Source organism: Streptomyces sp. NPDC050422, from assembly GCF_044458665.1.
In the GTDB taxonomy this organism is placed as follows: Bacteria; Actinomycetota; Actinomycetes; order Streptomycetales; family Streptomycetaceae; genus Streptomyces.
The window spans coordinates 1-23649 of record NZ_JBITIE010000026.1 but is presented as its reverse complement, the minus strand read 5'-3'; the positions used below and the strand labels follow the sequence as shown (position 1 = coordinate 23649).

Sequence of the window (23649 nt, the reverse complement as noted above, 5' to 3'; positions counted from 1 at the left end):
AGGCGCGCCGCCACGGCCATCTCAGACTGAGGGGGCAATGACACAGGCTCACCACAGGCGGGGCACAGGTAAGCGACGGGAGCGGTGCTGAGCGGCCCCGCGCGCCGTCCCCCGTACCGCGCCTGCGTCTGCGTCTGCGTCTGCGCGGTCAGGCCGCGGCGTCCTGCGGGTACCAGCGGAGCTCCACGGTGTTGCCGTCCGGGTCCTGGACGTAGACCGACTGGGCGGAGCCCCGTGCGCCGTAGCGGTCGACGGGGCCTTCGAGGACGGTGAAGGCCCCTGACGCGATGAACTCCGTCCAGTCCAGCGGTTCCACGGTGAGGCAGATGTGGTCGACGTTGGACTCCCCCCGCGGGCGGGCGACCAGGTCGATGATGGTCTCGGCGGTCACTCTCACCGAGGGAAACGGGACCTCGCCGGCTCGCCACTCGGCGACGCGTACCGGTTCCAGGCCGAGGAGCCCGGCGTAGAAGTCCAGGGACCGCTCGACATCCACGACGTTGAGGACCAGATGGTCGAATGCCTTCACGCGCAGCGAGGGCATCCCGGTCCGGGCAGGGCGGGCGGTGGCGTCCGAGTCGTTCACGGGGGCTTCCTTCGGTGGTGGCGTCCGGTGGGCGGGTTTCACGATCCGCCGGCGGACGTCCGTCATCAAGGCCGGTTCGGCATACGATCGTTGAGTCAGATTCAACGAACGGGGGAATCGTGCTGGAACGGGTGGAGATCGAGGCCTTCCTGACGCTTGCCGAGCAGTTGCACTTCGGCCGAACCGCCGAGCGCCTGTGCGTCACGACCGGCCGGGTCAGTCAGGTGATCAAGAAGCTCGAACGGCGGATCGGCGGCCCGCTGTTCGAGCGCACCAGCAGGACGGTTCGGCTGACGCCGGTCGGGCGGCAGTTGGCTGATGACCTGGCCCCCTTGGCCGCCGGGATGGAGGAGGCGCTCCGCAAGGCCACCCGGGCCGGCCGTGGTGTCACGGGAGAACTGCGCGTCGCCTTTCTCGGCGAGTGGACGGCACCGGCGCTCCTGGAGGTGGTGGGTCTGTTCAGCGAACGTCACCCCGATTGCGGTGTCGACGTACGGGAGGTCCATCTGTCCAACTCCCGCGCGAGCCTGGTCGACCGCTCGGTCGACGTCCTCATCGCTTCGTACCCGTTCGACGGGATGGCTTGTGGTCCGGCGCTGCTGACGGAGAACCGTGTGCTCGCCGTCGCGGCCGGGCATCCGCTCGCCGGCGAGGAGTCGGTGTCGCTCGAAGTGCTCGCGGAACACCCGGTCGTGCAGTATCCGGAGGTGACCTCGGCGGAGTTCAAGCGGGATCGCACACCGGACCGCACCCCCTCGGGCAGGCCGGTTCCGAAGGGGCCGGCCGGAGGGTCGTTCTCCGAAATGCTCACGCTGGTGGCGATGGGCAAGGGCGTCCTGCCGGTCGGAGACCATTCCCGGAGCTACTACCCGCGACCGGATGTGGCGTACGTGCCCCTGCACGACGCGCAGCCGATAGAGCGGGGACCGGTCTGGCTGGAAGAGAACACCACGGAGCGCGTCCGGGCGTTCGTACGGGCAGCGGCGGATGTGGTCGAGAGGTCGCCGGTCCAGGGCTCGTCCCGCCGGCCGTCGGCTCTGCCGTCCGCCGCCCCTCGGCCGCTCTCCGGCTGACCCGTCGAGGTCGGCCTCAACACCCGTCATCCGTATGCCGGTTGGCCCCGCCGAGGTGACGTTGCCCGTCCGGACGGGATGGTGTTACGGTCCCACCGAGCCCCGTATGGGCCTACGCATGGAGGTATCGGCTACTCAGCCATTGCAGAGATCGGCACGTTCCGTCTCTCGCAGCTCAGCAATCCCCGTCCTGGGATTGCTGTGCCCGCCTTCACCGCGTAGGCAAGCGGGGTATTTCTGTGTCGATTTACGGTGGCGTGGCCCTCCTCCGTGGCCAACCGACTCGGAGAGGCAGTGCATGAGCAAGGAACAGCAGGACGAGACCTGGGAAGCGCAGTCCGAGCGCTGGGCAGGCTTTGACGTCAACGATTTCCTGCGTCAGGTCATCGCCGAGTTCCGGGCGAACAACGGGAAGATGAGCGGCATGTTCGAGGGCTGGACACTGACCGTACTGACGACCGTCGGAGCCAGGAGCGGACTGCGCCGGGAGAGCATCCTGGGGTATCTCGAATCCGACGGAACGGGGATCGTCGTCGCGTCGGCGAACGGCGCCGACAAGCATCCGGCGTGGTACCACAACCTCCGCAGGAATCCGGTCGTGACGGTCGAGACGGGCACCGACACCTACCGGGCGATCGCCGCCGTCCCGACGGGCCAGGAGCGTGCCGAGCTCTTCGGCCGCGTGGTCGTCGAGGCGCCCGGGTACGCCGAGCACCAGGCCAGGACGGATCGGGAGATCCCCGTCGTGGTGCTGAACCGGACCGACCCCCGGAGCCGGTCAGGGGCTGCAGACTGACCGACCAGAGGTGCAGCGGCCGCAGCGGATCGTGCGGCGGCGCAGGGCCGGCAATCACAGCAGCGACGAGGGCGGGCAGCGCGTCGAGGACGCCGCGTATGCTGCCGCGTCACGGTCCGGCCGGACCGTACCGAACCGCGGGGGCACTCATGGGTGACTACTTCCAGACGATCGTGGACAAGGAGATCTCCGAGGCGGACGCCGTTCCCATGGCCGCGCGCATCGTGGAATGGCTCGTCGCCGAAGGCGTCGTCGGAGCGGACCGGACCGAGCCCGTCATCGGCAGCGGGCCGGGGCACCCGCCGGGCCCCCGCCACCGCGCCGTCGTCGACAGCAGCGGCTGGAGCGAGCCCTGGCAGGCGGGCGGCCTGGAGATCGTCACCACCCGCACCGTGTTCGACGCCGGACAGTACGCGGAGGCCTCGGGCGCGGACTGCCCTCGCTGCGGAAGGACCACCGAACTCCGCGACGAGGAGACGTGGGACGACATCCCCGGCGCCTGGGCGCCGTTCGGCGCCGCCGAGCAGGCCTGGCTGGCCGGCGGCGACGGGCCGGTCCGCTGCACGCACTGCCACGCGGAGTCTCCGCTCACGGAATGGACCGGCATGGACGGCGCCTTCGCGTACGGCAGCCTCGGCTTCACGTTCTGGGGATGGCCCGACCTGACCCCCCGCTTCCTCGCGGAGTTCGGCCTCCGCCTGGACAAGCACCGCACGGCCTGCGTCCGCGGCAAGATCTGACGGACGGCGGCGCCCGGACGGCCCCGTCCCGGCGCCGCCGTCCGTCAGAACTCCGGACTGCGCGCCTCAGTTGCCCAGATCCGCCAGCTGCTCGTACCCCTGGATCTCCCGCGGACTCCGCGTCCCCGGCCCGATGTACTTCGCCGACGGCCGCACCAGGCGTCCCGTCCGCTTCTGCTCCAGGATGTGCGCCGACCAGCCCGCCGTCCGCGCACACGTGAACATCGACGTGAACATGTGCGCCGGGACCTCCGCGAAGTCCAGCATGATCGCCGCCCAGAACTCCACGTTCGTCGCCAGCACCCGGTCCGGGCGCCGCGCGTGCAACTCCTCCAGCGCGGCCTTCTCCAGCGCCTGCGCCACTTCGAAACGGGGCGCGCCCAGCTCCTCGGCCGTGCGCCGCAGCACCCGCGCCCGCGGGTCCTCGGCCCGGTACACGCGGTGGCCGAAGCCCATCAGCCGCTCGCCCTTGTCCAGGGCCTTCTTCACGTACGCGGTGGCGTCCCCGGTCCGTTCGATCTCCTCGATCATGCCGAGGACGCGCGACGGCGCGCCCCCGTGCAGCGGGCCCGACATGGCGCCCACCGCGCCGGACAGTGCGGCGGCCACGTCGGCGCCGGTGGAGGCGATGACGCGGGCGGTGAACGTCGAGGCGTTCATGCCGTGCTCGGCGGCCGACGTCCAGTACGCGTCGACGGCCTTCACATGCCGGGGGTCCGGCTCGCCGCGCCAGCGGATCATGAAGCGTTCGACCACGGATCCGGCCTTGTCGATCTCGCTCTGCGGCACCATTGGCCGCCCCTGTCCGCGCGCGGACTGCGCGACGTACGACAGCGCCATGACGGCGGCCCGCGCCAGATCGTTGCGGGCGGTCTCCTCGTCGATGTCCAGCAGCGGCTTCAGGCCCCACACGGGCGCGAGCATGGCCAGGGCGGACTGGACGTCGACCCGGATGTCACCGGAGTGCACCGGGATCGGGAACGGCTCCGCGGGCGGCAGGCCGGGGCTGAACGCCCCGTCGACCAGCAGGCCCCACACGTTGCCGAACGAGACATGGCCGACGAGATCCTCGATGTCGACGCCTCGGTACCGCAGCGAACCGCCTTCCTTGTCGGGTTCGGCGATCTCCGTTTCGAACGCGACGACTCCTTCGAGTCCGGGTACGAAGTCGGACATCAGGCGGCTCCCTCGGATCGGCGGCTGCGGGCGGGCCCCAGGGCCCACCCAAGATACTGGCGGGTTCCGACGTGACCGGGAAGCGTGACATCCGGCACAGCTCCCCATTCCACCGTGTAACGGCGGGCGGACCTCCTTCGTGCCTGGCCGCTGCGGCAGGATGACACCGTGCCCACCGCAGACTCCTCCTTCGATTCCACCACCGATCCGGCCGCGATGCGCGAGCAGTACCGGTCCGAGGCCTTCGCCGAGGACGGTCTCGCCGCCGATCCGATGCGGCAGTTCGCCCGCTGGTTCCGGCAGGTCGCCGCAGGCGGCATGCTCCACGAACCGAACGCCATGGTGGTGTCCACGGCGACCCCCGAGGGGCGTCCGTCCTCCCGCACGGTCCTGCTGAAGATGTACGACGAGCGGGGCTTCGTCTTCTTCACCAACTACGACTCCCGCAAGGGCCGCGAGCTGGCCGCCAACCCGTACGTCTCGCTGCTCTTCCCCTGGCACCCCCTGGCCCGCCAGGTCATCGTCACCGGCACCGCGGCCCGGGTCCCCCGCGAGGAGACGGTCGCCTACTTCCGCACCCGCCCCCACGGCTCCCAGCTCGGCGCCTGGGCGAGCGATCAGTCGGCGGTGATCGGTTCGCGGGACGAACTGGTCCAGCGCTACGAGGACCTCGCGGCCCGCTACCCGGAGGGCGAGAAGGTCCCGGCGCCCCCGCACTGGGGCGGATTCCGCGTCGTCCCCGACACGATCGAGTTCTGGCAGGGCCACGAGAACCGGCTCCACGACCGGCTGCGGTACGTGCGGGAGGACGGCGCGTGGCGGGTCGAGCGACTCTGCCCGTAGAACACGGGACATCACGCCGACACGTGCCCCGACATCGCGCCGACACGTGCCCCGGCACGTGCTTTGACACGCAGAAACCCGCAGGCTCTGGTCCCTCCTTGCGGAGGAGCCGGCCGGACTTACCGGCGAGCCTGCGGGTCGGTGACTGCTTGGGATTGGCCGATGACCGGCCTGCACTGCAAGAGCGCGACAACGGGCGTCAGCCCGCAGTCACCTCACGAGTCCGAGAAGAAATCACTTCCGGAACACCTCCTTTCCCTACGTGTGCCATCAGCTTAGGAAGCCCCCCGGGCCCGCACAACCGAATTATCGGAGCGGTTGATTTCGGGGAAGTCGCTGTGTGCCGGGTCACGTTCGAGTTCAATGGTCTGACGTGCGGCAATGGCGGACACGTCCTGCAGGGGGTCCCGGGATGAGTGCTTCCACGACCAGCGGAACGACCGACGCTCTCGGTCCCGACGGCCCCGGCCCGATCCCCGGGGCGGAACTGCTCGCGGCCCTCCTCGACGGCATGGACGCGGCCCTCTGCGCCTTCGACGCGGACGGCACCGTCACCCACTGGAACCGCGAGGCCGAGCGAATCCTCGGCTGGTCCGCCGAGGAGGCCGTCGGGCGGCCCGGTTTCGCCGGGTGGGCCGTGCGGCGGGCGGACGCGGGCGAGGTGCAGGGACGGCTGATGGCCGTCATGGGCGGGGCCGGGCGCCAGGTGCACGAGTTCGCGCTGCTGCGCAAGGACGGCGGGCGGGTGCTCGTGCGGACCCAGTCGGCCGGGGTACGGAGCGCGGACGGGAAGCCCGCCGGGGTGTACTGCGCGTTCAGCGAGGTCCATGCGCAGATCGATCTGGAACGGTCCATCGCCCTGAGCGAGGCACTGTTCGAGGACGCGTCGTGGGGCGTCGTCCTGGTCGACGTGGACCTGCGGCCGACCGTCGTCAACGCACACGCGGCCCGCGCGCTGGGCGGCGGTCGTACGACGCTGCTGGGACGGCCGCTCGGCGAGCTGATCGTGCAGGGTGTCGAGGACCTGGAGGGCGCGCTCCAGCACGTGCTGGCCGAGGGGGCGCCGCCCGCGCCCACCGAGCTGTGGGTGACGTTGCGGACGGGCGACGGCGACCGGCGGCGCTGCTGGCGCAGCGGTTTCCTGCGGCTGGCCTCGCCGCTCGCCGAGGAGCCGGTGCCGCTGGGGGTGGGCTGGCTGTTCCAGGACGTGACGGAGGCGAAGCTGGCCGCCCAGGAGGCCGACCGGCTGCGGTTCCGGTCCAGTCAGCTGCACCGGGCATCACGGTCGGCCGCCGAGTGCGAGGACCCGATGGAGGCGGCCACGTCGTCGCTGGACTACGCCCTGGCGGGCTTCGCCGACCATGCGCTGATCGATCTGGTGGCGGGCGAGCGGCTGGTGCGTGCCGCGGGGACGCCGACCGACGCGCCGGGCCCGTGCCTGCCGGTGGCCGGGGGCGGCATCCCGCTGCGGTACGCGCCGGGGCACCCGGCCCTGCAGGCGGTGGACCGTACGGGGTCGGTGCGGGCTTCGGCGGGCGCCGGGTCGGCGCAGGCGGCCGGGGAGTGGGCGACGGAGCGGCGGTGGCCGGCCGATGCGGTGCACGCCCTGTGCGTGGTGCTGCGGAGCCGGGGCCGGACGCTGGGCGTGGTGACGTTCCTGCGCTCGTCCCATCGCGCTGCGTTCGAGCGCCCGGACGCGGCGTACGCGGAGAGCGTGGCGGACCGGGTGGCGGCGTCGGTGGACCTGGGGCAGGCGGCGAACCCCAGCCCGTCCGGCCGTTCCAGCCCGTCCGGCGTTTGAGGACGGAACCGCCGCCGGGGGCGGGCGGTCACCCCTCGGACTCGGCCCCGGACGCACCGCGCCGCCGGCAACCCGCTCAGTGCCGGTAGAAGATCCGGTCCGCGTACTCCGTCATCACGCGCCCGTTCCACTCGTGGCCCCCGTCGACGTTGCCCGAGCGCAGCAGCGGCGGCTCGACGCCCCGCTCCAGCAGGCTCTCCGCCGCGGCGGCCATCATCGACTGCATGATCGCGCTGGTGACGACCGTCGAGGCGGGGGCGAAGGGGGCCTCGATGCCGTCGACGTCCAGTTCCGCGTCGCCGATGGAGATCTTGCTGTCGAGGACGATGTCGCAGTGGTCCCGCAGGAAACCGCCCGAGCTGTGCCGGGAGCGGGTGCCCTCCGCGTACGCGACCGAGGTGACGCCGATGACCTTCAGGCCCAGCGCGCGGGCGTTCAGCGCCATCTCCACCGGCAGGGCGTTGCGCCCGGAGAGCGAGATGATCACGAGGACGTCGCCCGACTTCGCGGGGCTGGAGTCGAGCACCGCGCCCGCGAGGCCGTCGACCCGTTCCAGGGCCGAGCCCAGCGTCGCCGGCATGACGTCGACGCCGAGCGTGCCGGGGACGGCCAGGACGTTCATGAGGGCGAGTCCGCCCGCGCGGTAGACGACGTCCTGGGCGGCCAGCGAGGAGTGCCCGGCGCCGAAGGCGAAGAGCCTGCCGCCGGACACGACGGTGTCGGCGATCGCGTCACCGGCGGCCGCGATGGAGCCGGACTCCTCGTCGCGCACCCGCTCCAGCAGGCCGATCGCTGCGTCGAAGAACTGACCGGCCAGCTTGCTTTCGCTCATCGAGGAGTGCCTTTCCGGCGGAGTGGAGGTGTCCAGGGGCGTCCGTACCGCCGATCACGGTGCGGTCTGGACCAGTGACATGTCAATACCGCACGGGCCGTTCCGGCCTCGCCGACGGCTCGTCGGCGGAGCTCCTTCGGACGGTGAGGCACGGTTGTCGGTGCTATGCGTCAGAATTGGACGAGGGCCAGCGCACGACTGCATCGAGGGGCACGAATGTCCGGACTGATCGACACAACGGAGATGTATCTCCGCACCATCCTCGAACTCGAAGAGGAAGGCGTGGTCCCCATGCGCGCCCGGATCGCTGAACGGCTGGACCAGAGCGGTCCGACCGTCAGCCAGACGGTGGCGCGAATGGAGCGCGACGGCCTGGTCCAGGTCGCCGGGGACCGGCACCTGGAGCTGACGGAGGAGGGCCGCCGGCTGGCGACCCGCGTGATGCGCAAGCACCGGCTCGCCGAGTGCCTGCTGGTAGACGTGATCGGCCTGGAGTGGGAGCAGGTCCACGCCGAGGCATGTCGTTGGGAACACGTGATGAGCGAGGCCGTGGAGCGGCGGGTGCTGGAGCTGCTGCGCCACCCGACGGAGTCCCCGTACGGGAATCCCATCCCGGGCCTGGAGGAGCTGGGCGAGAAGGCCGAGGCCGACCCGTTCCTCGACGAGGGCATGGTCAGCCTGTCGGAGCTCGACCCGGGCGCCGACGGCAAGACGGTGGTGGTCCGCCGGATCGGTGAGCCGATCCAGACGGACGCCCAGCTGATGTACACGCTGCGGCGGGCGGGCGTTCAGCCCGGTTCCGTGGTCAGCGTGACCCAGTCGCCCGGCGGGGTGCTGGTGGGCAGCAGCGGTGAGGCGGCGGAGCTGGACGCGGAGGTCGCCTCTCACGTGTTCGTGGCGAAGCGCTGAGCCCTGGGGCCTCTCGTTTGGATCATGCCGGGCTCGCGGGGTCCGGCACCGCACCTCGCGGCGTTGTCGTCGGTCGCCATGGCTCCGCCATGACTCCCTCCTCCGCCGTGCGATGCACGGCACCGGAGCCCGCTCCCTGATCCGGCTGATCCAGACGAAAGACCCTGGCGCGTGGTGAACAGGGCGAAGTCCTGAGCGCGGCGTTGCTCGGAATGTGAGCAGGTGTCGAAGTGCGGGTGGCGGACGATCAGCGGTGCTGACGTCCGTTTTCCGTTTTTCCGTCCGGAATTGCAGCGCCCGGACGGATCGCGTGCCAGGCTGTGGCAGAGGGATACCTGGGAGTGTCGGCCGTCAGGCCGCGCGGTCGGGGAGGGGAGCAGGGAATGCGCCCGTCGTACTGGCATGTCCGGCCTGCGCACCGGGAGAAGACTGCCGCGGTCCTGCACGCCGCCCCGGCGCACGCGCTTGTGACGCGCGCCCCGGTGGTCGGATCCCGCCCCCGGACCGGCGGCCCCGAAACGATGGATGGCCCCGGCGCCGCAAGGCGCCGGGGCCTGTCCTCCCCTGGCCCGACCTGGAGCCCCGAGCTCTCGAGGTCGGTTCCCGCGAGCCCTCATCCCCGAGTGGCCCGCCTCCCGGAGAAGATCTCCCCTCCGTGGCCGACATCAATCCTGGGAGCAGGTCACTCGAACGAGCGGTGTTGTGCGGCGGAACCCGGTTTTCGAATAAAGGTTCGATAGTCTGGCTGACGCGACCACATGGTGATCGAGGGACCAGAAGGGGGTGCCAGAGCAGATGGTGCAGCGCATCGATGTGACGGGAACCGACGGCGTACGCCTCGCGGCCTGGGAGTTCGCCGACCCGCCCAAGGGGCGCGCGGAAGCGGAGCGCGCCGGAGGTGTCTTACTGCTCCACGGACTGATGGGCCGGGCCTCGCACTGGGCCTCCACCACCCGCTGGCTCGCCGAGCGGTACCGGGCGGTCGGCCTCGACCAGCGCGGACACGGCCGCAGCGAGAAGCCGGCCGAGGGCCCGTACACGCGTGAGGCGTACGTAGCCGACGCCGAGGCCGCGATCGAACAGCTCGGCCTCGCCCCCGTCACCCTCGTCGGGCATTCCATGGGAGCGCTCACCGCGTGGCAGCTCGCCGCGAAGCGCCCGGACCTCGTCCGGGCCCTGGTCATCTGCGACATGCGGGCCTCCGCGCTCGGCGCGGCCTCGCAGCGGGAGTGGGAGGACTGGTTCACGTCCTGGCCCGTTCCGTTCGCCACCCTGGCCGACGTACGGAAGTGGTTCGGCGAGGACGACCCCTGGGTGGAACGCCCGAATCCCGCCCGCGGCGAGTTCTTCGCCGAGGTGATGGCCGAGCGCGCCGACGGCTGGCGGCCCGTCTTCTCCCGCCGGCAGATGCTCACCTCCCGCGCCACCTGGGTCTTCGACGCGCACTGGGAGGAGCTGGCGCAGGTCAGGTGCCCGACCCTGGTCCTCCGCGGCCTGGACGGCGAGCTGGGCCGGGCGGAGGCCCAGGAGATGGTCCGGGTGCTGCCCCGCGGGCAGTACGCGGAGGTGGCCGACGCCGGACACCTCGTCCACTACGACCGGCCCGAGGGCTGGCGCGCCGCGGTCGAACCCTTCCTGGAGCAGCTCGCCGAGGACAACCGGGACGACCTGGAGCCGGTGGCTCCGTAACGACCTGGAACAGGTGACTCCGTAACGGCCGCGGCGCCGCCCCGGCCCGTCACCCCTTGCTGACCGCCGTCAGGATCTCCGGCAGCCGGTCCGCCGTGCGCGGCGCGGCGACCCGCAGCCCGCCCCAGGCGATCAGGGCACCGTAGACGGCACCCACCGGCAGCAGGAGCCACAGCCAGGTCTCCGCGTCGGCGAGATGCAGCCAGATCGTCAGACCGATCACGGGGGAGCACAGCAGCGCCGCCGAGACCATGCCGCCGAAGATCGAGATCCAGGCGAGCCCGGCCTGCCCGGGTACCACGTTCTTGAACGCACCGTCCTGCGGGATCGAGTACGGGAAGTTCGCCGACGCCACCGCACCCGTCGCCAGCATCGCGCCCAGCAGGGCGAACGACAGCCCCATGACCCCCGGCAGCGCCCCCCAGTCGCCGAGCACCGCCGCCGTCAGGACCGTTACCAGGACCGTGTACGGGAGGGTGATCAGCAGCAGGGCCAGCGCCCGCGCCCGCAGTTCCAGGTACGCGTCACGGGGCGAGGAGATCGTCAGCGCCACCATCCAGAACGCGGAGGTGTCCTGCCCGAACTGGTTGTACATCTGGATGCCGAGCATCCCGGCGCCGAAGCACGCGAAGTAGACCGACCCCGTGCCCTGCAGGGCGTTGAGCAGCGGCACGATCAGTCCGATCGCCAGCGCCGTCACCCAGGCGGCCTTGGTCTTCGGGTCCCGTGCGACGTACCGCAGACTGCGCTGCATCACCGTGCCGGTGCGCCCCTCGGGGAACAGTGCCCAGAGGCCGGAGCGGTCCGTGGCGGACTTCGTACGGGCCGGTTCGGCGGCGGAGAGCGTCGAGCCGTCCGGCGCCGTCATCAGCTTCTCCAGACTGCGCCGCCACAGCACCATCAGCAGGACCAGCGCGGCCGCGGAGAGGAGCAGTTGTACGGCGGCCCGGCCGTACGCCCCCTGGGACGCGGAGTCCACGGAGCCGATCGCCGAGGCGGGCGGCAGCCAGCGCACCACGTCCGCGGCCGGGTCGAGTGCGGAGAGCCCGCCCGCCCGGCCGAGCCGCTGAACGCCGAAGTTGACGCCCTGGACCCCGACCGCGATCACCAGCCCGCTGAGCACCGCCAGATCGCGGCCCTTGCGGGAGGTCAGCAGCCGGGTGTTGGCCGTGGCGACGGCCCGTGCCAGCGCGACGCAGACCAGCAGGGTCAGCGGGGCCGCGAGGACGGCGAACACCACCGCGCCCGCCCCGTGCGCCAGCGCGATGACCGAACCGAGCGCCAGGCAGAGCGTGAACAGCGGGCCGATGCCGACCAGTGAGGACACCAGCAGCGCGGTGATCAGGGGCCGGGGGCGCAGCGGCAGCATCACGAGGCGGCTCGGGTCGAGGGTCTCGTCCCCGGCGGCGGAGAAGAGCGGCATCACCGCCCAGCCGACCGCCAGCACCGCGGCCAGCAGCACGACGAGGGAGCCCGTGTGGGCGTGGCCGCGCAGCGCGATCAGCCCGATCAGCTGGCCCAGGGCGATCAGCAGGGTGACGGCGACGGAGGCGATGTACACGGCCCGGCGGCCGGCCGACTGCCGCAGCCCGTTGCGGAGCAGGGCGAGCTTGAGGCGTACGAGGACGGGGACCAGGTCCGTACCGCCTGCCGGGCCGCTCGTACGGGGGCCGGTGCCGGCCGGGGCGTCGAGCACGCTCATCGGGCACCGCCGAGCCAGTCCAGAGCGGCGCCGTGGTCGCGGTCGCCCGCGCCGACGAGCTCGAGGAAGGCGTTCTGCAGCGAGGGCGCGTCGCCGCGGACCTGGTCGAGCGTGCCCTGGGCGCGGATGGTGCCCGCCGCCATGACGGCCACCCAGTCGCAGAGCGACTCGACGAGCTCCATCACATGGCTGGAGAAGACGACGGTCGCCCCCGAGCGGGTGTAGCGCTCCAGCACTCCGCGGATGGTCTGCGCCGACACCGGGTCGACGCCCTCGAACGGTTCGTCGAGGAAGAGTACTTCGGGGTTGTGCAGCAGCGCGGCGGCGAGCCCGATCTTCTTGCGCATGCCCGTCGAGTAGTCGATGACGAGTTTGTGCTGGGCGCCTGCCAGATCCAGGACGTCCAGCAGCTGGGTGGCCCTGCTGTCCACCTCGTCGCCCGGCAGACCGCGCAACCTGCCGGTGTAGGCGAGGAGTTCACGACCCGAGAGGCGTTCGAAGAGCCGCAGGCCCTCGGGCAGGACGCCGATGCGGGACTTCACCTCGACCGGGTCGCGCCAGACGTCGCGGCCGCCGATCTCGATCCGGCCCAGGTCGGGGCGGAGCAGGCCGGTGACCATGGACAGGGTGGTGGTCTTCCCGGCGCCGTTGGGGCCCACCAGGCCGATGAACTTGCCCGCCGGCAGCACCAGGTCGATGCCGGCGACCGCTGTGTGGTCGCCGAATCGTTTCCACAGCCCTTCCACCCGCACCGCGGGCGCCGCCGCCCGCGGAACGTCGGGCTCGACGGCCCGGTCGGCATCTTCTGTTTCTGTCCGGTCCGGCATCGTGAGCGCCCTTCGAAGTCCCCGTACTTGGGGACACCCTACGAAAGGCGCCCCAGGTCCTGTACGGAGTTCCCTGTCTGTGCCCCGGCGCCCGGCACGCACGTTCCGCGCGGACGACGGGGAACTCCGTACAGGGCCTAGGAACGGCGCCCCCGCGCGTCGGCGGCTTCGCGACCGCAGGCGTACGCGAGGGGGCTGATGAGCTCCTCCACCTCGGGCAGCCAGCGGTTGGCCGTGGAGGGGCTGCGGGCCCACTGGACCGCTCCGGCGCCGCCGACGCGGGTGGGCGGGGCGGCGATGTAGTGGCCCTCGCCGATTCCGCGCAGGCCGATCGCCGCGGCGTCCCAGCCGACCCTGCGGACGAGGCCGTCTGCCTTGGCGGCGGAGCCCGGCAGGACGAAGAACTGCATCCGGCGGTCGGGGGTGCGGGTGACCGGGCCGAGCGGCAGGCTCATCCGCTCCATCCGGGCCAGCGCCAGGAAGCCCGCCGACTCCGGTACGTCGATCGCGTCGAAGCCGCGGCCGGTCGGCAACAGGATCGAGGCCCGGGGGTGCTGGGTCCACATCCTGCGGGCCGCCGCGCCGCTGCCGGTGGCCCGGCCCGCCCAGTCGGCCCGGGTCGGGTGCGCGCCGGGCGCCGCGCAGCCGGCCTCGCCGCACGAGCACTGTTCCGTGCCGCCGGCCGGCTCCAGCCAGGTGCCCGGGCACACGTCCCAGTGCCGCTCCTCCGCGTACCGCACCGCGGCGTCGAGCAGCTGCTCGGCTCGCTGCTGGGGGATCTGTGCGGTTTCCATGACTCCGATGGGCTCTTCCACGCCCAGCACAACTCCCGCCGCCACCTGGGGTTACGGGCGCGGCGAGCGCGGTTACGGCCCAACGCGCCCGCACATGGGGCGCATCGATGCATGGGCGGGGGCGCGCGGGAGGGACGGGGGCGGCGGGCGGGTAGCCACATACCGGAGATCCGGCACAGTTCGTTCGGCATCTTAGGGCGCGTGCCGGGAGGAAAGGGCGAAGACGCGTCAAAAGTGACCAACACGATGAATCGGCGAATTTCTCAGGCATATGTCGGGCAGTGATCCCTTCACCGATCACTGCGGCCTCAGGGGGAGAAACATGGCAGCCAGGCCTCTCGTCGCACGCCAGCCGAACGAACGGCTCCAGGCGCTCATTCAGGAAGCCGGATGCTCCAACGCGGGCCTCGCCCGCCGCGTCAACATGGTCGGGGCCGAGCGCGGGCTCGACCTCCGCTACGACAAGACCTCCGTGGCCCGCTGGCTGCGCGGACAGCAACCACGCGGCAGGGCGCCGGGCATCATCGCCGAGGCGCTCGGCCGCAAGCTCGGCCGTACGGTCACGATTGACGAGATCGGGATGGCCAACGGCAAGAACCTGGCCTCCGGCGTAGGCCTGCAGTTCGCCCCGACGGTGACCGGGGCGATCGAGCAGGTCTGCGAGCTGTGGCGCAGCGACGTCGGCCGCCGTGACTTCCTGTCCGGTTCCGCCGTGGCCTCCTCGGCGCTGGTCGAGCCCAGCCGCGACTGGCTGATCACCGGTGCGGACCCGCAGGTGGCGCGGGTCGCCGGGGCCCGGGTAGGGATGCCGGACGTCGAGGCGGTGCGGGCGACGACGGCGGCGCTGGTCGACCTGGACCACCGGTTCGGCAGCGGGCACGTGCGGCCGGTCCTGGTGCACTACCTGAACAGCGTGGTCTCCGGGCTGCTCTCGGGGGCGTACCGCGAGTCGACCGGGCGGCAGCTGTTCGCCGCGGTCGCGCGGCTCACCGAGCTCGCCGGGTACATGGCGATCGACACGGGCCAGCCGGGCCTGGCCCAGCGCTACTACATCCAGGCCCTGCGTCTCGCCCAGGCGGCGGGCGACCGCGCCTACGGCGGCTATGTGCTCGCGGCCTCCATGAGCCACCTCGCGGCCCAGCTCGGCAATCCGCGGGAGATCGCGCAGCTGGCCAGAGCGGCGCAGGAAGGGGCGCGCGGGCGGGTCACACCGCGGGCGGAGGCGATGTTCTACGCGGCGGAGGCGCGCGGCCACGCGCTGCTCGGGGACGCCCGCACCAGCCAGGCGGTGGCAGGCCGGGCACTGACGGCGCTGGAGCAGGCCGATCCGGACAGCGGCGACGATCCCGAATGGATCGTCCACTTCGACCACGCCTACCTGGCCGACGAGCTGGCGCACTGCCATCGCGACCTCGGCCAGGCGGAGGCAGCCGCGCGCCGGGCGAAGGAGGCCCTGGGCGGTCTTCCGGCGTCCCGTGCCCGCCGACGGGGCATCGGGCTGGCCCTCCTGGCCGCGGCGCAGGTGCAGATGCGTGAGGTGGAGCACGCCTGCCACACCGGGACGCGGGCGATGGAGCTGCTGGGCACGGTGCGTTCCAGCCGGGGCGCGGAGTATCTGGACGATCTGCAGCAGCGCCTGGTGCCGTACGGGGACGAGCCCGCGGTGCGGGAGTTCGGCGCCCGTCTGGAGCTGCAGGCGGCCTGACGGGAGGGGCGTTCCGGGGCCGTACCGCCCGCCTGTCCGGGGCCGTACCGCCCGCCTGTCCGGGGCCTTGTCGCGCGGGCGCCCCCTTAACTGCGTCTTAAGGGAGCAGGGTGTTACAGCCGGTGTGAAGGGGTGGTGAGCGACAACACGCGCTTGGCGAAGGGCGGCAACCACCCGATAGCGTGAGCCGACGATTCCGTAGGTTTACACGTAGGAGTCCCGGTGACACAGAGCGGACAGGGTGACGAGCAGCAGCTCCCTGCTGTACGACCCGCGCACGAGGGTGTCGTGCTGCCCGCGGGTGGCGGCGAGCCCTGGACGCCGGGGGGACCCGCGGACCAGGCGGCCCCCGCGGGCGGTCAGCCGTGGGGGCAGCCCTGGGGGCCGCAGGCGCCCCACCAGGACCCCGCCCAGCAGGCGCAGTACCAGGGCCAGGGCGGATACGGGCAGGACCAGCAGGGCGCGTACGGGCAGCAGCAGGGGCAGTACGGGCAGCAGGCGCAGCCGGGGCAGTACGACCAGGGGCAGCAGGCTCCCGCGCACGGGTACGGCCAGGCTCCGCACGCCCAGCCGCAGCACGTGCAGCAGCCGCAGCAGCCCCGGCCGCCCCAGCCGTCGCCGTACGCCCAGCCGCTGCCGCCCGAGGCGGTGCCCGGCGGGGGCGGCGACGTGGACGCCACGCAGTACATCGCGCCGGTACCGGGCGGTCCCGGGCCGGGCGGACTGCCGCCGGTGAACCCGGCGGAGTCCACGCAGTTCCTCGGCCACGCCCAGCAGCAGGCGTACCAGCAGCCCGGCTCTCACGCCGCGCCGCCGCCCGCGCAGGGTGGCCAGGACGCCGACGCGACCCAGTACATACCGCCCGTGCCCGGCGGTGCCCCGTACGGCATCCGGCCCGGGACACCGGGTGAGCGGCAGCCGCCCGCGGAGTTCGACAACCTCTTCCGCAACGACGAACCCGCGGGCGCCACACAGCAGATGCCCCGGTTCGACCCCGCGCAGCACCAGCAGCCCCCGCAGCATCAGGGCGGGCAGCAGCAGTACCGGGGCGGGCCGCCTCCCCCGGCGTACCAGCAGGCGCCTCCGTACACGGGACCCGAGGACGGGCTGCCGCACGACGGGCAGGAGGGACGGCGGAAGAGGTCCGCGCACGTCCCGCTGATCGCCGCGGTCGTCGTCGGCTGCGCCGTGATCGGGCTGGGAGCCGGCGCCTTGATGAGCGGCGGCGACGACAAGGGCGACGACAGCAAGCAGCCGGTGGCGGCGGCGAGTTCGCCCGCCGCTCAGCCCTCCACCCAGGCCGCGCCCGACCCGGCGAAGCCGCAGGCCGAGGCACTCGACAAGCTGCTGGCGGACAGCAACAACAGCCGGTCCGCGGTGATCGGCGCGGTGGAGAAGGCCAAGAACTGCACCGACCTGGACAAGGCGGTCGCCGATCTCAAGGGTGCCGCCCAGCAGCGTCGCGACCTGGTGACCCGGCTCAAGGGGCTGTCGGTCGACAAGCTGCCGGAGAACGGGCAGTTGACGGCCTCGCTCACCAAGGCCTGGCAGGCGTCCGCGTCCGCGGACGACCACTACGCCGCCTGGGCGGCGCAGGCCAAGAGTAAGAAGGTGTGCAAGAAGGGCAAGGCCCGCCCGACCTCGCACTACCAGCAGGCCAACGTGCAGAGCGGTGAGGCGACCAAGGCCAAGAAGCAGGCGGCCGGACTGTGGAACGCCATCGCGACGAAGTACGGCCTGACGAAGCACGCGTCCACCGCGCTCTGAGCGCGGTCCCCGACAGCCTCTCAGCCGGTCGCGCTGGCGTCCGACAGCGTCTTCGTCACATCCACGAAGCCCTTGCTGTCGGCGACCAGCCGGCCGTCGCGCACGACCTGGAACGTCACCTTGCTGTTCACGATGCGCGGGTACGCGGACGAGCCGATCATGTCCTCGTAGCGCCAGCGCAGCGCGGGAGTGAGGCCGCCGGTGTCCACCTGGGTGCCGTCGTTGAGGGCCTTGGTGACCTTCCGGGACGTGATCTCCGCCTCGTCCAGCGACTCGACGATCGACTTCAGGGCCGTGTAGGCGACCCAGGTCGTCTGCACGCCGGTGTCGTCCGGGTCGATGCGGTTGTCGCCGAAGGCGTGCTTGCTGATCACCTGCCGCATCAGGTCCCAGCGCGCATCGCCCGGGGCCGGGTACCAGCCGGTGACGTACGCGCCCTCGAACGGGCTCTTGCTGCCGCCGGTGCGGTCGATGAGCGGCTGTCCGATGCTGCCGAGGACCGAGGAGACCCGCACCGATCCGTCGGCCGGCTCCAGCCGTCTGAAGGAGTCGAAGAAGGTCTCCGTACGGTCGCCGAGCACGGCCGTCACGCAGCCGCCGTCATGGCCCGCCCCCGTCAGCGCACGCCCGGCTGCCTCGTCGTACGACGTGGCGCCCTCGGCCGCCCGGACGTCGACCGGTGCGGGCCGGCGGGCCTCGGTGAGGCCCGTGCTGAGGAGCCACGCCTGGCTGTCGCCGCCCAGGGTGTCGGGGCGCACCAGGGAGACCCGGTCGCAGGTGGCGGCCAGCTGCTTCGCGTTGCCCGCCAGCAGCGCCGACTGGCCGCCGGTGACCGGGTAGGACATGTAGCTCCGGAACTCCTCCTCGGAGGCGCCGTAGCCGCCGATGTACGGGATTCCGGCGACTTCGAGCGGCGCCATGAACGACCGCCCGTGCCGGCTGTAGGAGCCGAGCACGGCGACGGCCTTCTCCTTGACGGCCCGGCGGGCGCAGTCGCCCGCGCCGATCGAGGTGTCCTGCTCGTCGCAGGTGATCACGCGCAGCTCGTGCCCGTCGATCCCGCCCTCGCCGTTGATCCAGCGGGCGTACGCCTGAGCCATCGCGGTCATGCCCGCCATGTTGGCGGCCTCCGGGCCCGAGGCGCCGCTGGGCGCCCATGTCACGACGGTGACGGACTCCCTGGAGTCCCCCGAGGCCCCAGGGAGTGCACCGCAGCCGGTCATCAGCAGAGCCCCTGCCGCCACCGCACCGGTGAGCAACCTGATGGGGCGGGGGAGGGTGGGGCGTCGCCGTCCGGTCATGGGCACAGACACTTCCCGTCCCCGGGTAACGCGGCAGTGTGCTCCGCTCAACGCTCGGTGACGTCCAGGTGAATTGCAGGGGCCCGTAGGGAAAGCCGGAAAGGGAACGTACGATCGACAACCGTGCAGCAAGGTTCCGAGAACTCTTCCCGTCGCGGCCGTCGCTCCTCCACCATGGGCGGCATGCCGCTCAATGACATTCCTTGGTGGCGCTGGCGCAGCAACGTGCGCTCGGCGCTGCACATGCTCTCCGACCCCGTCTTCCACCACGAGTGCTGGCTGGCCGGCCGGGAGGGATACGGCGACATCACCGACGCCGTGTACCGCCTGGTCGAGGACACCTGGCTCGACAACTGGTCCGCCGAGAAGTACGTCGGCACGGTCTTCCGGGACTCCGGTGAGGCCGCCCTCGTCGACGTCGCCGTGCTGCGGGTGCTGCGCATCATGCACCAGGTCGGCGCGGACGCCCCCGTCTCCGCCTACCTGGAGCATCACGGCTGGCCGGAGGCCGTGCGGGCCGCCCGCGAAGCCCATGTGCTGCTCGCCACGAACGACGGCGAGGACCCGGACGTCCCGCCCCGCTCGCTGGACGTGCTCCGCATCATGACCAGGTCCTGAGAGGCTTCCTCCGAACCGCGGACGGTGTGGCACGCTACGGGGATGACCGTCCCGCAGCCTGCTGACACCGCCCCCGAGCAGTACGTCCTCACGCTCTCGTGCCCCGACAAACAGGGCATCGTGCACGCCGTGTCGAGCTATCTCTTCATGACCGGCTGCAACATCGAGGACAGCCAGCAGTTCGGGGACCACGACACGGGCCTGTTCTTCATGCGCGTCCACTTCTCGGCGGACAGCCCGGTGACGCTCGACAAGCTGCGGGCGAGCTTCGCCGCGATCGGCGACTCGTTCCGGATGGACTGGCAGATCCACCGCTCCTCGGACCGGATGCGGATCGTGCTGATGGTCAGCAAGTTCGGCCACTGCCTCAACGACCTGTTGTTCCGTTCCCGGATCGGCGCCCTGCCGGTCGAGATCGCGGCGGTCGTCTCCAACCACACGGACTTCGCCGAGCTCGTCGCCTCGTACGACGTTCCCTTCCGCCACATCCCCGTGAGCAGGGAGAACAAGGCGGAGGCGGAGGCACAGCTGCTGGAGCTGGTCCGCGAGGAGAACGTGGAGCTGGTCGTCCTGGCCCGCTACATGCAGGTCCTCTCGGACGATCTGTGCAAGCAGCTCAGCGGCCGGATCATCAACATCCACCACTCGTTCCTGCCGAGCTTCAAGGGCGCCAAGCCGTACCACCAGGCGCACGCCCGCGGTGTGAAGCTGATCGGTGCGACGGCGCACTACGTCACGGCCGACCTCGACGAGGGGCCGATCATCGAGCAGGAGGTCGAGCGGGTGGGCCACGGCGTGACGCCGGACCAGCTGGTCGCCGTCGGGCGTGACGTGGAGTGCCAGGCCCTGGCGCGCGCGGTGAAGTGGCACGCGGAGCGGCGCATCCTGCTGAACGGCCGCCGTACGGTGATCTTCGCGTAGGCGCGGTTCACAGCCTGCTGAGCGAGGCCGCCGCGAAGAGCACGTCCCGGATGGCGTCGCGGTCCCCGCGCTGACCGGCCGCCGCCTCCACGGGCTGCACATGCCCCGCCACCAGCTGGCAGAACTCCACGCTGTCCAGCGCGACCTGCGCCACCGTGTGGTCGGGGGATCCGAGAGCGGCGGGGGAGTCCAGCGCGATGTACCAGTTGCCGCCGCCCGAACCCTCGACCTCCAGATGGAGCGAGCGGCCCGGGGACCCGGCCGTCACGAGATGGCGGGCCGGACCGGCGAGCCCCGCCCGGCGCCGCTCGGCCAGGGCGGCCGGCAGGAGCCGCGCCGCGAGGTCGATCATCCGGTGCAGGTGCGCGGCGGAGGGCGTCTCGTACGGGTAGTCCACCGCGTCCGCGATGTCGCCGGCGTGCAGCCAGCACTCGAAGGCGCGGTCCAGCAGGGCGTCCTGTAACGGCAGGGCGAAGTCGCCGTACGAGACGGAGAGCTCCGACACCCCGCGCCCCGCGAAGGACACCGTGCGGATCAGGGTGTGGCTCTGGGCGCGCCACGGTTCTCGGACCGTGCGGGTCGGCGGGCGCCGGGCGGCCGACCAGTACGTCTCGGTGCGCGGAGTGGGAGCGAGCGGCAGCCCGGCACCCCGGCGCGGGGTGCCGGGGACGCTCTCGGCGAGCGGGTCGTCGAGGCCGAGCGCGCTGCTGACCAGGCCGTCGACGGTCAGCAGATGACCGATGACGCCGGCGACCGTCGTCTTGCGGTTCACTCCGCGCTCGCCCTCGAACCACTTCAGCCGCACCGGGGCGTGCCACTCGGAGTCGCCGATGTCGCGCAGCAGCGCGTCGAGCCGGGCCGTCTCCGCGTCGTACGGCGCGGCCCACTCCGGAACGGGGATCTTGGCCGGCCGGCGGCTCAGACAGTTCTCCAGCACCCGGCTCCGGAGCATCGGATCCAGGTCCAGAGTGCGGTCGGTGTGCAGCAGGCCGACCGCGTCACGCAGCCGCAGAGCCTCGTCCGCGCAGGGGGCGCACTCCGTGAGATGGACCTCGACGGCCTCCGTCTCCTCGGCCGAGCACGCGGTCAGCGCCCAGGCACCCAGAAGGGCCTTCAGGACGCTGTGCGGCAGCACCGGGGCGGGCGGATCGTCGTCGAGCCGCGCGTGTTCCGGCACGGGCTCCGCCTCCTGGGACACGGGTACGGGCGGCGGCTGGACGAACCGGCCCGGGTCGAAGTCATCCGCGGCGGCCCGTGGCCCCGGTATGCGCGGGGCGCCCCGCACCTCGTCGTCCCGGCCGTCTCCGTCGCCGCCGCTCTCGTCGCGGCCTTCCGCGTCGTCGGTCACAGAGGCCGTCCGTATCCGGGCGGCGAGGAGCCCTCCAGCGGCCGGGTGTGCGCCGTGGACAGCAGCTGCAGCCCGAGCCGCAGCCGGCGGCGCGCCTCGTCCTCGGTGACCCCGAGGTCGGTCGCGGTCTGCCGGTAGTCGCGGCGCTGGATGTACGCGAGCTCCAGTGCTGCCCGCAGTGGTGCGGGCATGGACGCGACGATGTAGTCGGCGCGCGCCGCGGCGGTGGCCAGGCGCACGCGTTCCTCCAGGTCGACCGGGTCGACGGCGGCCTCGTCGTGTCCGCCGTACCCGTCCGCCTCCGAGGCGGCCATGGTCCCGCGCAACCGCTGCACGGATTCGCGGTGCGTGAGCCGGGCCACCCAGGAGCGCATCGAGCCCTGCTTGGGGTCGTAGGCGTCGGGGTTCTCCCACACGTAACCGAACACCTCGCGGGTGACGAGGTCCGCGGCGCTCTCGTCGTCGAGCATCCGGTTGGCCTGGCTGTGCACGAGGGACGCGAACCGGTCGTAGAGCTCGCCGAGGGCGGCCGCCTCACCGCGTGCCAGCCGCTGCTGCATGCTGCGGTCCCAGCGGGGTGGTGCGTTCTTGGCCATGCGACCCCCAGCCCTGTGCCGTCAGGGCCTCTCGCCCTGTACCCCTCGTCACATCGAATGTAGTCGGCAAGGCTGACCGAGCACGCCCCTTTACGGCAAGTACGTCCCCGCGATCGCCCTGGATGGTAGAGAATGCGGCACCCCGCAGCACCGGAATCGGACCTGAAGTGATCATTTCTGCCCGAAAGTGTTCTGGGCCTTCCTTTGGGGAGCGGTGTTTCATGGGTAGTGCACCGGGGCAGCCGCGAGGAGGAACGCAAACTTCCGGATCGCTGGAATCCCCCGGGATCCCCGGAACGAGAGGCCCAGTCGCGTGAGCACTCCTGGAAACCCCCATCCGGCCGCAGCCACCCACGCCCCCTGGCTCGCCCAGGAACGTTCCGGGAAGCCGTTCGGCGTGGCCGAGAGCGAGCAGGGCGCGTGGACCGTGCTGCACATGCACGGCGAGCTGGATCTGGTGACCTCACCCGTCGTCCGCCAGTCCGTCCACGACGCGGTGGCCGTGGGCCGCCACAACGTCGTCCTCGACCTCTCCGAGGTCTTCTTCTGCGACTCCAGCGGTGTGGGCGTCCTGATCGCCTCCCGCCGGCTGATGCGCTCCTGCGGCGGCCGTCTGCGGCTGATCCTGCCCGCCCGGGGGGCCGAGGACGGCTCCCACGTCAACCGGGTGCTCGCGGCGCTGGGCGTACGCCGGCTCTTCGAGGTCTACCCGGACTGGGACGCGGCCGTCGACGACGAAGCCCAGCCGCTCTCGGCCTGAGCCGCCGCAGGCCCCTCCGCGTACCGGGTTGTCACACCGGTGACGCGCGTAAGTGACACGTGACGCCTGCGGGCGTCGTACGCTCCCCGCATGGACAGCGCAGAGTACGAGCGCAAGATCGCCTTCCGCTTCGCCGCCTTCGACCAGGACGGCAACGGATACATCGATCGCGCCGATTTCAACGCCGCCGCGGCCCGTCTGCTCACCGAATTCGGTACGACGGCCCGCTGCGACAAGGGCCAGGCGCTCTACAGCGGGGCCGAGGCGTTCTGGCAGGGCATGGCGGGCATCGCCGACGTGGACGGGGACCAGCGGGTCACCCGTGAGGAGTTCGTGGGCGGTGCGGTGAAACGGCTCCGCGACAACCCCGAGCGCTTCGCGGAGATCGCCCGCCCCTTCCTGCGGGCGGCGATCGCGGTGGCCGACCAGGACGACGGCGGCACCGCCGCGGTGGCCGCCGTCGAACGCGCCCTGCGGGTCCTGGGCGCGAGCCCGGACGCGGCGGCGTTCGCCGCGCAGAGCCTGGACGCGGACCGCGACGGGCGGATCGCGGAGGCGGAGGCGGTGGCGGCGTTCGCCGCGTATTTCACGGTGATCGAGCCTGACGCGTAGCCCTTGACCGGTTGCCCCGGTCCTTGGTGCGGGTTGCTCCGGCGGACCGGTTCCGTCCTCAAGCGCCGGACGGGCTGGTTGGTGCGGGTGCTCCGCGTTGCGGAGGCGCGGTTCCCCGGTGGGTGGGGGTCCGGGGTCCCTCCGGGGCGTCTCCTCGGACGACGAACGTTCGGCGGGTACGTAGCGGACCCGGGTATCTGTTCGTCGTCCTGCGGGGACTCCCCTGCACGCCCCCGGACCCGGCCGCCGTGCG

General features: G+C 72.0%; 22 protein-coding genes. 13 read left to right on the top strand and 9 right to left on the bottom strand.

The genetic code is table 11. From position 1 onward, the window contains the following. Window positions 1-148: 148 nt before the first annotated feature. Entirely contained in the window at window positions 149-544 is a 396-nt protein-coding gene (locus ACIBJG_RS33075) for a VOC family protein (protein ID WP_399313359.1), read from the bottom strand. A 161-nt stretch (window positions 545-705) separates the two neighbouring features. Between ACIBJG_RS33075 and ACIBJG_RS33070 the strand changes: the two genes are divergently transcribed. From ACIBJG_RS33070 to ACIBJG_RS33060, 3 genes are all read left to right on the top strand, one after another. Then, window positions 706-1659, top strand: a complete 954-nt coding sequence (locus ACIBJG_RS33070) for a LysR family transcriptional regulator (protein ID WP_399313215.1) — start codon at window positions 706-708, stop codon at window positions 1657-1659. Window positions 1660-1957: 298 nt separating this feature from the next. Next, window positions 1958-2455: a nitroreductase family deazaflavin-dependent oxidoreductase gene (locus ACIBJG_RS33065; protein WP_399313213.1), complete on the top strand. Its 498-nt coding sequence runs from the start codon at window positions 1958-1960 to the stop codon at window positions 2453-2455. 98 nt (window positions 2456-2553) lie between these two features. After that, window positions 2554-3195 (top strand): hypothetical protein, encoded by a 642-nt coding sequence (locus ACIBJG_RS33060; RefSeq protein WP_399313211.1) that lies wholly within the window; start codon window positions 2554-2556, stop codon window positions 3193-3195. A gap of 66 nt (window positions 3196-3261) precedes the next feature. Here the strand turns inward: ACIBJG_RS33060 and ACIBJG_RS33055 are convergent, their stop codons facing one another. Next, a complete protein-coding gene (locus ACIBJG_RS33055; protein WP_399313209.1) occupies window positions 3262-4371 on the bottom strand; it encodes a citrate synthase 2 in 1110 nt (369 codons plus the stop codon). 216 nt (window positions 4372-4587) lie between these two features. On the opposite strand from ACIBJG_RS33055, the gene pdxH reads away from it, so the two are divergent. Then, window positions 4588-5214 (top strand): pyridoxamine 5'-phosphate oxidase, encoded by a 627-nt coding sequence (gene pdxH, locus ACIBJG_RS33050; protein WP_399313357.1) that lies wholly within the window; start codon window positions 4588-4590, stop codon window positions 5212-5214. Between the two features lie 412 nt (window positions 5215-5626). After that, a complete protein-coding gene (locus ACIBJG_RS33045) occupies window positions 5627-7015 on the top strand; it encodes a PAS domain-containing protein (protein WP_399313207.1) in 1389 nt (462 codons plus the stop codon). A 76-nt stretch (window positions 7016-7091) separates the two neighbouring features. Here the strand turns inward: ACIBJG_RS33045 and ACIBJG_RS33040 are convergent, their stop codons facing one another. Continuing rightward, complete coding sequence (locus ACIBJG_RS33040; protein WP_399313205.1) at window positions 7092-7847, bottom strand: SIS domain-containing protein; 756 nt, start codon at window positions 7845-7847, stop codon at window positions 7092-7094. 216 nt (window positions 7848-8063) lie between these two features. Here ACIBJG_RS33040 and ACIBJG_RS33035 point away from each other — a divergent pair, with 216 nt between their 5' ends. Then, the gene (locus tag ACIBJG_RS33035; RefSeq protein WP_356319897.1) at window positions 8064-8756 is read left to right on the top strand and encodes a metal-dependent transcriptional regulator; all 693 of its coding nucleotides are present in this window, start codon (window positions 8064-8066) and stop codon (window positions 8754-8756) included. Between the two features lie 795 nt (window positions 8757-9551). Continuing rightward, a complete protein-coding gene (locus ACIBJG_RS33030; RefSeq protein WP_399313355.1) occupies window positions 9552-10445 on the top strand; it encodes an alpha/beta fold hydrolase in 894 nt (297 codons plus the stop codon). A 49-nt stretch (window positions 10446-10494) separates the two neighbouring features. Here ACIBJG_RS33030 and ACIBJG_RS33025 read toward each other — a convergent pair whose 3' ends face one another. From ACIBJG_RS33025 to ACIBJG_RS33015, 3 genes are all read right to left on the bottom strand, one after another. Further along, window positions 10495-12147 (bottom strand): transporter, encoded by a 1653-nt coding sequence (locus ACIBJG_RS33025; RefSeq protein WP_399313203.1) that lies wholly within the window; start codon window positions 12145-12147, stop codon window positions 10495-10497. Then, window positions 12144-12974, bottom strand: a complete 831-nt coding sequence (locus tag ACIBJG_RS33020) for an ABC transporter ATP-binding protein (protein WP_399313201.1) — start codon at window positions 12972-12974, stop codon at window positions 12144-12146. Before ACIBJG_RS33020 ends, ACIBJG_RS33025 begins: the two co-directional genes overlap by 4 nt. Before the next feature lie 137 nt (window positions 12975-13111). Then, entirely contained in the window at window positions 13112-13768 is a 657-nt protein-coding gene (locus tag ACIBJG_RS33015; protein WP_399313199.1) for a bifunctional DNA primase/polymerase, read from the bottom strand. A gap of 322 nt (window positions 13769-14090) precedes the next feature. Between ACIBJG_RS33015 and ACIBJG_RS33010 the strand changes: the two genes are divergently transcribed. Together ACIBJG_RS33010 and ACIBJG_RS33005 are read left to right on the top strand one after the other, a co-directional pair. Further along, on the top strand, window positions 14091-15473 hold the full coding sequence (locus tag ACIBJG_RS33010; RefSeq protein WP_399313197.1) for a transcriptional regulator: 1383 nt from the start codon (window positions 14091-14093) through the stop codon (window positions 15471-15473). 222 nt (window positions 15474-15695) lie between these two features. Next, window positions 15696-17240 carry a hypothetical protein gene (locus ACIBJG_RS33005; RefSeq protein WP_399313195.1) on the top strand — a complete coding sequence of 515 codons (1545 nt, stop codon included), beginning with the start codon at window positions 15696-15698 and terminating at the stop codon, window positions 17238-17240. 20 nt (window positions 17241-17260) lie between these two features. Here the strand turns inward: ACIBJG_RS33005 and ACIBJG_RS33000 are convergent, their stop codons facing one another. After that, entirely contained in the window at window positions 17261-18541 is a 1281-nt protein-coding gene (locus ACIBJG_RS33000) for an ABC transporter substrate-binding protein (RefSeq protein ID WP_399313193.1), read from the bottom strand. Window positions 18542-18715: 174 nt separating this feature from the next. Here ACIBJG_RS33000 and ACIBJG_RS32995 point away from each other — a divergent pair, with 174 nt between their 5' ends. Both ACIBJG_RS32995 and purU read left to right on the top strand, forming a co-directional pair. Further along, on the top strand, window positions 18716-19159 hold the full coding sequence (locus ACIBJG_RS32995) for a hypothetical protein (protein ID WP_399313353.1): 444 nt from the start codon (window positions 18716-18718) through the stop codon (window positions 19157-19159). 42 nt (window positions 19160-19201) lie between these two features. Continuing rightward, window positions 19202-20080, top strand: a complete 879-nt coding sequence (gene purU, locus ACIBJG_RS32990; protein WP_399313191.1) for a formyltetrahydrofolate deformylase — start codon at window positions 19202-19204, stop codon at window positions 20078-20080. A 7-nt stretch (window positions 20081-20087) separates the two neighbouring features. Here the strand turns inward: purU and ACIBJG_RS32985 are convergent, their stop codons facing one another. Beyond that, the gene (locus tag ACIBJG_RS32985; RefSeq protein WP_399313189.1) at window positions 20088-21428 is read right to left on the bottom strand and encodes a zf-HC2 domain-containing protein; all 1341 of its coding nucleotides are present in this window, start codon (window positions 21426-21428) and stop codon (window positions 20088-20090) included. Next, window positions 21425-22024 carry an RNA polymerase sigma factor gene (locus tag ACIBJG_RS32980; protein ID WP_399313187.1) on the bottom strand — a complete coding sequence of 200 codons (600 nt, stop codon included), beginning with the start codon at window positions 22022-22024 and terminating at the stop codon, window positions 21425-21427. The genes ACIBJG_RS32985 and ACIBJG_RS32980 overlap by 4 nt, the downstream gene beginning before the upstream one ends. A 436-nt stretch (window positions 22025-22460) precedes the next feature. Here ACIBJG_RS32980 and ACIBJG_RS32975 point away from each other — a divergent pair, with 436 nt between their 5' ends. Together ACIBJG_RS32975 and ACIBJG_RS32970 are read left to right on the top strand one after the other, a co-directional pair. After that, on the top strand, window positions 22461-22784 hold the full coding sequence (locus tag ACIBJG_RS32975; RefSeq protein ID WP_399313351.1) for an STAS domain-containing protein: 324 nt from the start codon (window positions 22461-22463) through the stop codon (window positions 22782-22784). A 90-nt stretch (window positions 22785-22874) separates the two neighbouring features. Continuing rightward, window positions 22875-23396, top strand: coding sequence for an EF-hand domain-containing protein (locus ACIBJG_RS32970; RefSeq protein ID WP_399313185.1), 522 nt, complete (start codon window positions 22875-22877; stop codon window positions 23394-23396). The last annotated feature ends 253 nt before the right edge of the window (window positions 23397-23649 follow it).